Below are 12569 nucleotides of genomic sequence, written 5' to 3' on the forward strand. Positions count from 1 at the left end.
GTGGCACCACACCTGCTGCACGACCTCCTCGACGACCGCATCCGGCGCCCCACCGCGCCCGCGGTCACCCGCGGCGACCGGACCCTGCGCTACGGCGAGCTGCGTGACGCCAGTCTCCGGCTGGCGGGGGTCCTCCACTCCTGCGGACTGCGGCGCGGGGACCGTCTGTTCGTGACCGACTGCGCCCACCCGTACCTGCCGGCCCTGCTGTTCGCCGCCTCCCGCCTGGGTGCGGTGTTCACGGTCGTCCACGAGGAGGTCACCGGACCGGTCCTGCGCCACATCCTCGCCGACTGCGCACCGCGCCTGGTCGTCACCGGCATCGAGGAGACCGGGCGGGCCGCCCGCGACGCGCGCATCCGGCACCTCACCCTCGACGAGCTGTACGACCTCCCCGCCGGGCCGGTCCCGACGACGTCGCAACTGCCGCTGTCCGTCGACCCGGTGTGCCTCGTCTACACCTCCGGCACCACGGCGCTGCCCAAGGCCGTGGTCTGCACGCACGCCCAGGTGGTCTTCGCCGCCACCGCCATCGGCCGACGGCTTCGCTACACCGCCGATGACGTCGTGCACTGCTTCCTCCCCCTCTCCTTCGACTACGGCCTCTACCAGGTGTTCCTGTGCGCGGCGGCGGGCGCCCACCTGCATCTGGGAACCCGCGCCGAGGCCGGTCCCGGTCTGCTCGGCGCCCTCGTACGCACCGGCACCACCGTGCTGCCGGCCGTCCCGCCGGTCGCCGCGGCGCTGCTCACCCTGTTGCGCCGCAGGCCCGGACCCAGGCCGCCGCTGCGTCTGCTGACCAACACCGGCGCTGCCATGCCGGACGCGACGCTGGCCGGGCTGCGCGCGGAACTGCCGGACGTGCGCGTGCAGTTGATGTACGGACTCACCGAGTGCAAACGCGTGTCGATCATGGAACCGGACGAGGACCTGAGCAGGCCCGGGACGGTCGGCCGCCCGCTCGACGGGACCGAGGTGTTCACCGTCGACGCCGACGGCAACCGTCAGCCGCCGGGTGCGGTCGGCGAGATCACGGTGCGCGGCCCGCACGTCATGGCCGGCTACTGGCGGCGCCCCGAGCTGACCTCGGAACGCTTCGTCCGACGGGAGGGCCTCTTCCCCGAACTGCGCACCGGCGACTACGGATCGGTCGACGAGGACGGATACCTGCGCTTCGCCGGACGGCGTGACGACATCTACAAGCAGGACGGCTTCCGGGTCAGCGCGATCGAGGTCGAAGCGGCGGCCCGGCGGGTGCCGGGCGTGACGGCCGCCGCGGTGCTGGTGCCCGACGCCGACCACCCGCAGGCCGTGCTCGTCGTCTCCGGCGACGCCGCCCCCGACACGGTCCTGCCGCAGCTCAGGCAGTGGATCGAGAACTACAAGGTGCCGCCGCGGTGCGTGTCGGTCGCCCGGCTCCCGGCCAGCGCGAACGGCAAGACCGACAAGAAGACGCTGACCCGCTGGATCACGGAGGGAAGCCGTGTCTGACACCGCCGCCTACCACGGGCCGACCCCCGCCTACGTCTACGACCTGGCCACCGTGCGGGCCGCACACGACCGGCTGCGCTCCTGCCTGCCGGCGCCCAGCGAGCTGTACTACTCCGTCAAGGCCAATCCGCACCCGGACGTGGTCACCACCCTGCTCCGGCAGGGCTGCCACGCCGAGGTCAGCTCCGCCGGAGAGCTGCGCACGGCCCTGGCCGCCGGTGTGCGCCCGCAGGACGTCCTGTACACCGGCCCCGGCAAGAGCGACGCGGAGGTGGACGCCGCACTCGCGGCAGGCGTACGGCTGTTCTCGCTGGATTCCGCGCACGCCGTCCGGCAACTGGCCGCAGCGGCGGCCCGGCGCGGCACCACGGCCGGGTACCTGCTGCGCGTCAACCCGGACCGGGCCGCCACGGCCACCGGTCTGACCATGACGGGCCTGCCCTCCCCGTTCGGTGCCGACCTGGACTCCATCCGGCGGGAGCTGTCGGAGTTCACGCGCCATCCGCGGGCCGTGTGCCGGGGACTTCACCTGTACCTGGCGACGAACCTCGCCGACGAACAGGCGCTGACCGAGCAGTTCCTCATCGCGGTGGAGACCGCGGTCCGGGTCCAGGACATCCTGGGCGTACGGCTGGAGACGCTCGATCTGGGAGGCGGCTTCGCCGCTCCCTACGCCCGCGCGGGGGAGCTGCCCGACTACCCGTTGCTCGCCGGACGACTCGCCGCCGCGCTGGACGGGGCCTTCCCCGGGTGGCGGGAGGGCCGGCCCGCCGTCGCGTTCGAGGCCGGCCGCTATCTCACCGCCACGTGCGGCCGCCTCTACGGCCGGGTGCTCGACGTCAAGCACTCCCACGGCCGCCGCGTCATGGTCCTGGACACCGGCATCCACCACCTCGGCGGCATGGCCGGCCTCAAACGGGTGCCGCCCATCCGCCCGGAGATCGTGACCGCCGCGAACACCGCGCCGGCCGCCGCGGAGGGCGAGGCCACCATGGTCTGCGGTCCGCTGTGCACACCCCTGGACACCTGGGCCAACGGGGCCCACATGGCGGCCGCCAAGCCCGGCGACCTCGTCCATGTCCCCAACGTGGGGGCGTACGGGCTGTCCGCCAGTCTCGCCCTGTTCCTCGGCCACCCCCTGCCCCTGGAAGTCGTCACCGACGGTCGTCGACACCTGGGCACCACCCGTCTCACCCTGCACCGCACCGCCATCACAGGGCCGGAGACGACCACCCCGGAGAAGGGAACCGACGATGGAGACCACGTTCACCGCACTGCTCCGTCCGCACCTGCGCTTCCTGCCCGGTGACGAACCGGTGACCGAGGAGACGCCGCTGCCGACGATGGGCCTGACCTCGATGCAGGCCATCGAGTTGATGTTCGACATCGAGGACGCGTACGGCGTCACCCTGGACGACGAGTACCTCAACGACGCCACCTTCGCGACCGCGGGAAGCCTGTGGCAGGCGGTCGAAGCCACCCGCGGCCGGTCGGAGGCGGCATGACCTCGGCCACCGTCCCCGCCCACACGACGGCCGCCCCGGCAGCGGAAGCCGACTTGGAGGCCCTCGCCGAGACCGTCCGACGGCACGCGGCCGACTGCGACGAACACGCGAGGTTCCCCCACGAGGCCCTGGCTCTGATGCGCAGCTCCGGCCTGCTCGGTCTCCTCGTGCCTGCCAGCCACGGCGGAATGGGCGGGAGCCTGTCCGACATGCTCCGCATCAGTGCCCTGCTGGCCCGGGACTGCCTGTCCACCGCCATGATCTTCGCCATGCACTGCCAGCAGGTCGCCGCCGTACGCGACCACGCCGCCCCGGAGCTGCGCGACCGCCTCCTGCGCCGGATCGCCGCGGGGGAGGTGTACCTGGCCTCGGTGACGACCGGTGCCGCGACCGGCGGTCACCTCCTCACCGCGGACCCCGCGCTGCGGACGGCCGGCGACCACCTGGTCCTGGACCGGGTCGCGCCGGTGGTGACCGGCGGCCGGTATGCCGACGCCTTCCTCGTCACCACCCAGGCACCCGACGCGGTGTCACCGCACGAGGTCTCCCTCGTGTACGCCGAACGCGGCCGACTGGAGGCGGAGGTCACCGGCGAGTGGAACTCCCTCGGCATGCGCGCCACGGACAGCGTGCCGATGCGGCTGCGCGGCCCGGTGCCGGTGGACCAGGTCATCGGCGGGCACGGGAACTTCCGCCACGTCACCGTCACCACCTTCGCGCCCCTCGCCCACCTCGGCTGGGCCGCGTGCTGGCTGGGCACCGCGACGGGCGCCCTGTCGCGCACGGTCGGCTGGTTGCGCGGCCCGGGGGAGCGCAAGCGCCGGGACCTGAGCGGTGAACTGCTCCTCACCCGGCTGTCGAAGGCTCGGCAGCGGCTGGAGACCGTGCACGCCCTCCTGCGGCACGCGACGCAGGTGTACGCCGACGGGGTGCGCGAGGTGAGCACACCCTCCGTGCAGTCGCTGCTGAACACGGTGAAGATCACAGCGTCCGAGCAGTGCCTGGCCGCCGTCGACGACCTGGTCGAACTCGCGGGACTGGCCCAGGGCTACCTGCGGGGCACACCGCTCGCCTTGGAGCGGGCCCTGCGCGACCTGCGCTCGGCTTCCCTGAACTACAGCAACGACCGGCTGCACACGGCCAACGGAGCGCTGACTCTCCAGGACCGGGCGGTGCGCTTTGCCTAGCGCGCACCGCATCCGCCCGCACAGCCCGCCGGCCGACGAGGCGCCCGTGCCCGGCAGGGCCGCGCAGGTGTGGCGGGACCTGGGGCGCGATGGGACGATCGCGAGTCTCTTCCACGGACCGGGTGTCGACGAGCGTTACGGCCTGGCCCCCTTCCGGCTCGCCGCGCTCCTCACCGACCTGGACGCACAGCACGACCTGGGCACCACGCTGAGTGTCTGCGTCCAGCTCGCCGCGGCGCTGCCTCTGCTGCGCGACCTCCCGGGGGAGCCGGCCCGCAGCGTACGGCGCAGAGCCGAGCGGGGCGAGACCACCGTCGCCCTGGCGGCCACGGACGACGGCGCGCCGGGGTCCGACCTGACCGCGATGACCACACGCATGGAGCACGACCCCGGCACCGGGCAGTGGACGCTCGACGGCGGCAAGCGGTGGATCACCAACGCCACGACCGCCGAGTACGCGCTCGTCCTCGCCCGCCATCGCCCAGGCCCGCACTTCACCAACTTCTCCCTGGTCCTGCTGCCCCTGGACACGCCGGGCGTACGGGTCGAGGCCGAACCCACCGACTGCTTCACCGGCTCCGGCGTGGGCTCGCTGCGCTTCGACGCCGTCCGCCTGAACCCGGAGCGCCTGGTGGGGCCGCCCGGCAGGGGACTTGCCGCCTTCACCCGCCGCATCGGCACCGACCGGCTCGCCAGCGGGCTGTGGGCGAACGCCCTGTCCCGAAGGGTGCTGGCCCAGACACGCGCCCGGCTGGACGAGCGGACCTATCTGGGGCACACGCAGTCCCAGGACCCCGGCGTGCGCCAGGAGTTCGCCGCCGCGGTGATCCGGCAGCAGCAACTGCAGGCCCTGTGCGCCCGTGCCTGCGCACCCGGCACCCCGGGCACTCCTGCGGTGGCCGCGCTGACGGCACTGCTGAAGGCGGTCGGTGCGGCCACCGTCGACCACGTCATCCGTATCTGCGCCCGCCTCCAGGGAGCCGACGCCTTCCACACGGGGGGCCTGTACCGCCTGGCGGCCGAGGCGGCGATGTTCGGCGTCGCCGGAGGCACCACCCGGGTGCTGCGGGACGTCGTGGCCGACCACGCCGACACCCTGCTGGACGACGTCCCATGGTGACCCTCGCCGAGCCGGCGCCCGGCCGACGGCTTGCCTGGGCGGAGATCGGCGAACTGTGCGCGCCCGCTGACAGGGGTCGGCCCGGACCTGCCCCGCACCCGGCCCCTGAGCACGGGCGTGAGCATCACGCGGGCCGTCTGCTCCTGCGGCGCCTGTTGCACGAAGCCGGGCTCCCGCCCGACGCCGCCGTCGCCACCCGCCCCGAGGGCCGCCCTTACTTGCCGGGCCACCCCGGGCTCTGGCTCAGCGTCAGCCACAGCGGCACCATGGTCGCCGCCGCGCTCGCCGACCACCCCGTCGGCGTGGACCTCCAGGAGCCGCTGCCGCCCAGCTCCGCGCTGATCCGACGGTGCTGCGCCCCCGGCGACGCCGCGCGCCTGCGCGCCCTGCCCGAGCGGCAGCGGGCGGTGCAGTTCGCCTACATCTGGACCGCCCAGGAAGCCTGCGTCAAGGCCACCGGCCGCGGCTTCGCGGACGCGCCCTGGAACATCCCCGTACCGCTGGGCGCCCGGACCGGCCGCTGGCGGGACTGGGCCTGGCACCATCTCACGCACCCCGCCTGCCCCTACCCCCTGTGCCTGGCCGGACCCGCCCCGGAAGCCCGGTCGGACTCGTCCGACGAGCGGACGTACAGGCAGAAGGGGTGACCCACCGGGTCCAGCATGACCCGAACGTCGTCCTGCGGCTGGACCTCGGCCAGCCGCGCGCCCATGTCCCGGGCATGCGCGACAGCGCTGTCCAGGTCCTCCACCCCGATGTCGAGATGCAGCATCATCTGCTGCGCGCCGGGCTCGGCCGGCCAGGTCGGACGCACGAACTGCGGCTCGGTCTGGAAGGACAGGCCCGTGCCGCCCTCCGGCGGCGCGATCATCACCCAGTCCGGTTCCGACTCGCGCACCTCCCAGCCGAACAGACGACGGTAGAACGCCGCCAACTCGTGCGGGTCGGGGCAGTCGAGGACGGCCGCGGACAGGCTGTAGCGGGGGCGTGTGTCCATCCCACCAGGCTAGTGCTCCAATGCGGTTCGTGATCTATCCAGCAGGTTCGCCGGCGGACCGCCGTTTGTGGTGACTGCGTCGGGCTGTCGCCCGGCGGGGTCTGCGCCAGGTGCACCAGTGCAGCAGCCTGGTCGCTGACAGGGCCGGCGGGGTGAGGACGGCTGCGAGCAGATGATGGATCTCCGGGACGGTCAATTTGATCGGGTCGTGGCGGGCGGGGTGGCGCGGTTCGACGGACGTGGCTCTTCCGCTCCGCCTCCGACAGCAGCCCGGACAGATAGGCACGGGCACTCGCCCTCGGCTCGACTCGGCCGAACCGTCCCGCGATCCGGGCCATGACCTGGTCGAACACCTCCCGCCGGCGGGCAGGGCCTACGCCATGGCCCGCGGCCACCGCGCGATCTTCGTTTGTTCACACACCAACCGATGATCACGCGGTGGCCGCACCCGTTCCCAGCCGGGTCCACGACAAGATCGCGAAGTCACACTGGAGAGCCAACGGTGCAGCAGACCGTATCGACATGGCGGTTGACCTGCGTGGACGTGGTTTTCGGCACACACGGCCGGGAACCGTTCGAAACGCAGCCACCCGCCGTTGTACATGGTCCCGTGCAGGTCATGTGCTCCCAGACGGATCGTTGGGCGCACTCACCGCGTTCGTGACTCGGACACCGACTGTGTCATCACGAGGCGATGGTGCTCTGGGCGACGCTCCTTGTCACCAGTCGCCGACTGACACAGACGCTGCCGAGCGGAAACGGAAACCCGAGGCCAGCTCAGGTTGTGATGATGAGCTTGCCGCCCTTGGAACCGGTGCGGCGCTCGAACTCTGCAAGGGCCGGGATGGCACTGCCGAGCGGCACCACGCTGGCAATCGGAATCCGAAGGACTCCCTCTTCGGCGGCCCGCACCATCTGCTCGACATCGGCCCGGTCCGGGTTGGCGACCAGCACCTCGTAGGGCCCTGGCAGGGCGGCTCGCACGAACTTCGCCGGCGCGGGCCGGATGTCGACGATGTGGCCGCCGGGCTTGACCATCGTTTTTGCCGATTTGAGCGGCAACTGGCCAGAGGTGTCGAGGATGACGTCGAACCGCCGGGCGTAACGGCTCGAATCGAAGTCGAACTCGACGATCGGAGAGAGCCCGAGGTCGTGAGCCTCCTGCACGGCGGTGTCACGGCAGCTGCCGCCGACCGAGGCACCCATCATCATGGCGAGTTGGACGGCCGACCGGCCGACCGCGCCGAGCGCGCCGGCGACGAAGACAGACTGCCCAGCCTTCAGCTTGCCTTTCTTGGCCAGCGCCAGGTACGCGGTGATGGCGGGCGTCGGGAGTGCGGCGGCCTCATCCCATGACAGGTTCCTCGGTTTCCGCACGACCGACTTCTCCTCGACGAGAACCATCTCGGCGAACGCTCCGGCCGCCTTGATGCCCGCCGCCCCGATGACCTCGTCACCGGGGCGAACCTGGGTGACATCGTCGCCGACCAGCTCGACGATGCCGGCGAAGTCGTGCCCGAGTGCCCGAGGGAACTTGCGGCCAGTGACCATTTTCAGTCTGCCCTGGCGGATGCCGATGTCCATCGGGTTGAGGGCCGCCGCTTTGACACGGACCAGGACCTCGCCCCTGCCGGGCCGAGCCGGCGTGAACTCCTCCAGTCGCAGGACTTCGGGGCCGCCGTACTCGTGGTACTGGATGCGCTTCATGTCGCCGTCCTCCACTGTTGATGTCTCCCAGTGACATCAACTTAGCGGGAAGGGTGCGCCATGAACATCCCCAACGGGGTGATTAATGTCTCTGAGAGACATGGTTAGTGCGTGACGTTGAGTGCACGTAGCGCGGCCGTTGTCTCGGCGATGATCAGCGGCAGGGACCGCGACTCGCCGTCGGCCAGCCACTGCGTGAACGCCGTCCTGAAGATGAGGACGCCGGACTCGGCCGCGAGGGTGGCCGCGAGGTCGGCAACGCCCCGTGCCCGCATCGCGTCGCCGACGCTGCGGGCGAGGACGGCGAACTTCTGGCGCTCCCGCTCCAGCAACGCCGGCTCCGCATCGATGATCGCCTGGCGCGCCCGCGCCTGCTCTCTGGGCACATGCGCCAAGGTGTCGGCCGCGCGGGCCAGCGCCAGCCCGACGAGCCCCATCGGTGACTCGCCGGGGGGCGCCTCGGTCACCCCGGCGACCAGATCGGCTTCGATCTGGTCCTGACCGGCGAAGAAAACGTCCCTTTTGTCGGGGAAATGCCGGAAGAAAGTCCGGCGATTCAGTCCGACAGCTTCCGCGATCTCCGCTGCCGTCGTCCGCTCGAATCCCTGCCGAGTGACCAGTTCCAGCGCTGCGTTCTGCAGGCGCGCCTGTGCGTCAGGTTCCCATCGAGCCACGCGTTCCTCCACCCCGACCTTGATGGCACTCCGAGACATCGTACGTCGGATCAGGATGACCGCAGGTGAGGGCGTGCGGCACGCCATGAGGCTGGCCGTGCTTGCCCCGCGTTGATCCTTGTCGGAGGCCGCCGCGGGCAAGCTGCCCGGGCGCGGATCAGCACCCGGCCGCGGACCCGCCCGCCGACGCGGAGAACGATCGAGCGGAGGACGATGGAGTCGTGGGCGAGCAGCACGAGGATCAGGAGCACGGCGCCGAGCCGGCGCGGCCGCTACCGACCGAGGCGTGCCCGGAAGATGGCGGCCGGGCTGCACGAGGCGATGGACGACGTCCCGCTTCTGTGCATGGGGTATGACCTGCACAACACGCGGCGCGGCGACTGGTGGGACGAGGAGGGGCCTGAGATCAGTCGGCAGGAGTGGAAGTCCGCCGTTGCCGCCGGCCCCGATCTGGTCGTGCAGCCCATCCCCGAGGGCCGGCCTGCTGACGCCCTCTCCTCGGCTTTGATGACAACGCGACCGGACCGGAAGGACGGGATCGAGGTGCTGGACTGGGACGAGGGCCTGGTGAGCGCCAAGAACGCGGGTGACGTGTTGATCGCCAAGATGTGCGAACTCGCCAAGCGCTAACGTTCGACCGAGCCATGGCGGGGATTGCCGGCCGGTTCCGCCGGGTCGAGGCATGGGCGACGGCTCGCGACTACCTGCTGGGACTACTCTCCAGCGTCGAGCGCAAGAAATGCTGGCGGCCGGCCGAGCAGGCCGGCCACGCCCGCCCCGGGCCGATGCAGCGCCCGCTGTGAACCGCACGTTGGAGTGCCGATGACGTCCGCGACGACGTCGGTGCCGTCGGCGGGGGGCCGGTGGCGTGTGCTGCTCCGCTTGGACCTTGCGCACCGGTTCGACGACGTCCCGTGTGCCCGCTTGACGTTGCTGGGCGATAAGAAACCCGCGGGTTGGGGCGCCGTCACGAGCGCCGCGATACCGCCGCCCGCACCAGCGGAACCTCCCAGGACCCGAATCCACATACTGAGGACCCCGTTCCGGTTCCAGGCCGAAGTAAGGTGGAATCCCGTGTCGCGAACGCGCCGAGCACCAGGAGGCGGAATGTTCGCCAACTCGTCGGCGCTGGCGGCCGGAAGGCGTCATTCGGTCGGACGGCGCTGGGATGGAACCGTCCTCGCCGTGGGCAATACTGCAGCCGGCGAATGTCTTGTCGAGCGATGGGAAGACGTCGTCGCGGTGGCGGCCGGCAACGTCCATACCGCGACGAACACGGGCAGGTCTCATACGGTGGGACTCCGGTCGGACGGCACGGTGCTGGCGACGGGGTGGAATGGCGATGGGCAGTGTGATGTCGCCGGATGGCGAGGCGTCACGGCCGTGGCCGCGGGCTGGCGCCGCACGCTCGGGCTACTCGCGGATGGCCGCGTGCTGGCGGTTGGCCGGAGTTCGGAAGGACAGTGCGACGTGCGGTCCTGGCGGGAGATGGTCGTCCTCTCGTGTGGTGACTGGCACTCGGTCGGCATCCGGTCGGACGGTTCTGCACTGGCCACGGGGAACAACCGACGAGGGCAGTGTGCCGTTGAGGGGTGGCGTGGGCTTGTCGCGATTTCGGCCGGGTATCTGCATACCGTCGGTCTCAGAGCCGACGGGCGGGCGGTAGCGACCGGGGAACGGGCAACCGGGGCGTGCGAGGTCGGCGAGTGGGAAGACGTGGTGGCGATCGGCGCCGGCAGTTACCACACCGTCGGGGTCACAGCGTCAGGACGTGTCCTCGCAGCGGGAGACAACAGCTACGGACAGTGTGAAGTCAGCGATTGGCGCGAGATGGTCGCCGTGGCGGCCGGTTCGACGCACACCCTTGGCCTGCGTGCCAACGGCACAGTCGTGACCGCAGGGAACAATGCCGACAGACAGTGTGAAGCAGATACCTGGTCCGGAGTCCGGATTCCCTAGGCCCCAGGCCGCGCCAGCGCGACCTGACACGCCGTCATTCCCGGTTCCCTGCTGACGGATTCGCGAGGGCGGTTTGCCGCTGGGGGGCGCAAGAGTGCCGCACACACTCGGATGAGAATTGAGCGTTTGCCATCCGCTACCGCTGGGCCCCCTGGAATGTCCGGCTGAAACGGTCGAAACCTGACAGGGCGTACAACGCCACACGCCTCCGAATTCCGGACCGCGACGTGTTTGCGTTAGAGCGCACATCAACTCCTAGGTTCGGCAGCATGCGATACGTCAAACTCGGGAAGACCGGCCTGGAAGTCTCCGCCATCGCCCTCGGTTGTATGAGCTTCGGCGAGCCGGACCGGGGCGGCGAGCCCTGGTCGCTGGGCGCGGACGCCAGCCGGGACATCATCAAGCAGGCCCTTGAGGGCGGCGTCAACTTCCTCGACACGGCCAATGGGTACAGCGCCGGAAGCAGCGAGGAGATCGTCGGCCAGGCGGTCAGGGACTTCACCCGCCGCGAGGAGGTCGTTCTCTCCACCAAGGTCTGGATGCGGATGCGCCCCGGCCCGAACGGCGCCGGGCTGTCCCGCAAGGCGATCTTCGCCGAGCTCGACGCCTCCCTGAAGCGACTGGGGACCGACTACATCGACCTGTACCAGATCCACCGCTGGGACTACGACACCCCGATCGAGGAAACCCTCGAGGCGCTGCACGACGCGGTCAAGTCCGGGAAGGTCCGCTACATCGGGGCCTCTTCCATGTACGCCTGGCAGTTCGCCAAGGCCCTGTACCTGGCCGACCTGAACGGCTGGACCCGGTTCGTGTCGATGCAGGACCACTACAACCTCATCCACCGGGAAGCGGAGCGGGAGATGATCCCTCTCTGCGCCGACCAGGGCATCGGCATGATCCCGTGGAGCCCGCTGGCGCGGGGCAGGCTGACGCGGGCCCGGAACACCGCCACGGCGCGTGCCGGGACCGACGCGGGCGGCAAGATCCTCTACCGCGACGAGGACCAGGCGGTGGCCGACCGCGTCCATGAGATCGCGGGCAAGCGGGGCCTGTCCCCGGCCCAGGTCGCCCTGGCCTGGGTCATGCGCAACCCGGTGGTGACCTCGCCCATCGTCGGGGTCACCAAGGCGGCCCAGCTGGCCGACGCGCTGGCCGCGGTGGACGTCGAACTCGACGAGGACGAGGCCGCCTACTTGGAGGAGCCCTACCAGCCGCACGAGGCCGCCTACTTGGAGGAGTCCTTCTACAAGCGGCATCCTGTGGCGGGCTCCCGGTAGTCCCGGCCACCGCCGGGCTTGCGACTCTGTCGGGCGGCCGACCTACGCCGAGTCCGTCGTCCGCACTGTCGGGGAGAAGCATGACGAGCAGATTCACCGAGCTGACCGTTGACTGCCATGATCCGGAAAGGCTCGCGGCCTTCTGGTGCGAGGTCCTGGACTTCAAGGTGATCGACCGGAGCGAGGACAAGGTCGAGATCGGCTCCTGGGTGCCGACCGTGGAGGAGGTCCGGGCCCGCCAGATGCCGCCCACCCTGATGTTCATCCGTGTGCGTGAGGGCAAGACCGTCAAGAACCGGCTTCACCTCGACGTCAGCCCGATCGACAGCAGCACCGAGGAGGAGGTGACCAGACTGCTCGGTCTCGGCGCCGTCAAGGTGGACGTGGGCCAGGGCCCGGACCGGAACTGGGTGGTCATGGCCGACCCCGAGGGCAACGAGTTCGACGTGTTGCGCAGCTTGGCACCGCAGGATGCGGAGTCTTGAGGGTTCACGTCGTGAACGTTGGCCGTCGCCGGAAGCGGCAACAGCCGTTGTTGCCGAGGGGATGGGCGGAGCTCGTGTAGCCGGGCGGGGCGGGCGTGTTGTTCTGTTGACGCGGCGAAACGTGCGTGTAAAGCTCATGGGAGCGCTCTCCTGAGTCGCCGTAA

General features: G+C 70.8%; 13 protein-coding genes and 1 pseudogene. 11 read left to right on the top strand and 3 right to left on the bottom strand.

What is annotated here, in order from left to right; genetic code table 11:
- The 6 genes from ACYF6T_RS19890 to ACYF6T_RS19915 all read left to right on the top strand — a co-directional run bounded on the left by ACYF6T_RS19890 (position 1) and on the right by ACYF6T_RS19915 (position 5950).
- Positions 1-1491, top strand: a complete 1491-nt coding sequence (locus ACYF6T_RS19890) for a class I adenylate-forming enzyme family protein (RefSeq protein ID WP_461698127.1) — start codon at positions 1-3, stop codon at positions 1489-1491.
- Positions 1484-2800, top strand: coding sequence for a type III PLP-dependent enzyme domain-containing protein (locus tag ACYF6T_RS19895; protein ID WP_461698128.1), 1317 nt, complete (start codon positions 1484-1486; stop codon positions 2798-2800). The genes ACYF6T_RS19890 and ACYF6T_RS19895 overlap by 8 nt, the downstream gene beginning before the upstream one ends.
- Positions 2745-2996, top strand: coding sequence for a phosphopantetheine-binding protein (locus tag ACYF6T_RS19900; RefSeq protein WP_461698129.1), 252 nt, complete (start codon positions 2745-2747; stop codon positions 2994-2996). Before ACYF6T_RS19895 ends, ACYF6T_RS19900 begins: the two co-directional genes overlap by 56 nt.
- Positions 2993-4183 carry an acyl-CoA dehydrogenase family protein gene (locus tag ACYF6T_RS19905; protein ID WP_461698130.1) on the top strand — a complete coding sequence of 397 codons (1191 nt, stop codon included), beginning with the start codon at positions 2993-2995 and terminating at the stop codon, positions 4181-4183. The genes ACYF6T_RS19900 and ACYF6T_RS19905 overlap by 4 nt, the downstream gene beginning before the upstream one ends.
- Positions 4176-5303 carry an acyl-CoA dehydrogenase family protein gene (locus ACYF6T_RS19910; protein WP_461698131.1) on the top strand — a complete coding sequence of 376 codons (1128 nt, stop codon included), beginning with the start codon at positions 4176-4178 and terminating at the stop codon, positions 5301-5303. Before ACYF6T_RS19905 ends, ACYF6T_RS19910 begins: the two co-directional genes overlap by 8 nt.
- A 155-nt stretch (positions 5304-5458) precedes the next feature.
- The gene (locus ACYF6T_RS19915; protein WP_461698132.1) at positions 5459-5950 is read left to right on the top strand and encodes a 4'-phosphopantetheinyl transferase family protein; all 492 of its coding nucleotides are present in this window, start codon (positions 5459-5461) and stop codon (positions 5948-5950) included.
- Here the strand turns inward: ACYF6T_RS19915 and ACYF6T_RS19920 are convergent.
- The 3 genes from ACYF6T_RS19920 to ACYF6T_RS19930 all read right to left on the bottom strand — a co-directional run bounded on the left by ACYF6T_RS19920 (position 5869) and on the right by ACYF6T_RS19930 (position 8681).
- Positions 5869-6300, bottom strand: a complete 432-nt coding sequence (locus ACYF6T_RS19920) for a VOC family protein (protein WP_461698133.1) — start codon at positions 6298-6300, stop codon at positions 5869-5871. The two genes, ACYF6T_RS19915 and ACYF6T_RS19920, sit on opposite strands and share 82 nt — an antisense overlap.
- A 777-nt stretch (positions 6301-7077) precedes the next feature.
- Positions 7078-8007 (bottom strand): NADP-dependent oxidoreductase, encoded by a 930-nt coding sequence (locus ACYF6T_RS19925; protein WP_461698134.1) that lies wholly within the window; start codon positions 8005-8007, stop codon positions 7078-7080.
- 104 nt (positions 8008-8111) lie between these two features.
- Positions 8112-8681, bottom strand: coding sequence for a TetR family transcriptional regulator (locus ACYF6T_RS19930; RefSeq protein ID WP_461698135.1), 570 nt, complete (start codon positions 8679-8681; stop codon positions 8112-8114).
- A gap of 297 nt (positions 8682-8978) precedes the next feature.
- On the opposite strand from ACYF6T_RS19930, the gene ACYF6T_RS19935 reads away from it, so the two are divergent.
- From ACYF6T_RS19935 to ACYF6T_RS19955, 5 genes and pseudogenes are all read left to right on the top strand, one after another.
- The gene (locus ACYF6T_RS19935) at positions 8979-9311 is read left to right on the top strand and encodes a hypothetical protein (RefSeq protein WP_461698136.1); all 333 of its coding nucleotides are present in this window, start codon (positions 8979-8981) and stop codon (positions 9309-9311) included.
- A 14-nt stretch (positions 9312-9325) separates the two neighbouring features.
- Positions 9326-9481, top strand: a pseudogene (locus ACYF6T_RS19940) (IS701 family transposase); the annotation flags it as partial.
- A 307-nt stretch (positions 9482-9788) separates the two neighbouring features.
- A complete protein-coding gene (locus tag ACYF6T_RS19945) occupies positions 9789-10640 on the top strand; it encodes an RCC1 domain-containing protein (protein ID WP_461698137.1) in 852 nt (283 codons plus the stop codon).
- A gap of 269 nt (positions 10641-10909) precedes the next feature.
- Positions 10910-11920: an aldo/keto reductase gene (locus ACYF6T_RS19950; RefSeq protein WP_461698138.1), complete on the top strand. Its 1011-nt coding sequence runs from the start codon at positions 10910-10912 to the stop codon at positions 11918-11920.
- Between the two features lie 80 nt (positions 11921-12000).
- On the top strand, positions 12001-12405 hold the full coding sequence (locus ACYF6T_RS19955; RefSeq protein ID WP_461698139.1) for a VOC family protein: 405 nt from the start codon (positions 12001-12003) through the stop codon (positions 12403-12405).
- Positions 12406-12569: the final 164 nt, after the last annotated feature.

The sequence above is a fragment of the Streptomyces sp. 7R007 genome, assembly GCF_054850255.1.

Coding starts and splice junctions, on each gene's coding strand:
- ACYF6T_RS19900 (WP_461698129.1), top strand. CDS start 2,745: ATGGAGACCACGTTCACCGCACTGCTCCGTCCGCACCTGCGCTTCCTG.
- ACYF6T_RS19905 (WP_461698130.1), top strand. CDS start 2,993: ATGACCTCGGCCACCGTCCCCGCCCACACGACGGCCGCCCCGGCAGCG.
- ACYF6T_RS19920 (WP_461698133.1), bottom strand. CDS start 6,300: ATGGACACACGCCCCCGCTACAGCCTGTCCGCGGCCGTCCTCGACTGC.
- ACYF6T_RS19925 (WP_461698134.1), bottom strand. CDS start 8,007: ATGAAGCGCATCCAGTACCACGAGTACGGCGGCCCCGAAGTCCTGCGA.
- ACYF6T_RS19935 (WP_461698136.1), top strand. CDS start 8,979: ATGGCGGCCGGGCTGCACGAGGCGATGGACGACGTCCCGCTTCTGTGC.
- ACYF6T_RS19945 (WP_461698137.1), top strand. CDS start 9,789: ATGTTCGCCAACTCGTCGGCGCTGGCGGCCGGAAGGCGTCATTCGGTC.
- ACYF6T_RS19950 (WP_461698138.1), top strand. CDS start 10,910: ATGCGATACGTCAAACTCGGGAAGACCGGCCTGGAAGTCTCCGCCATC.
- ACYF6T_RS19955 (WP_461698139.1), top strand. CDS start 12,001: ATGACGAGCAGATTCACCGAGCTGACCGTTGACTGCCATGATCCGGAA.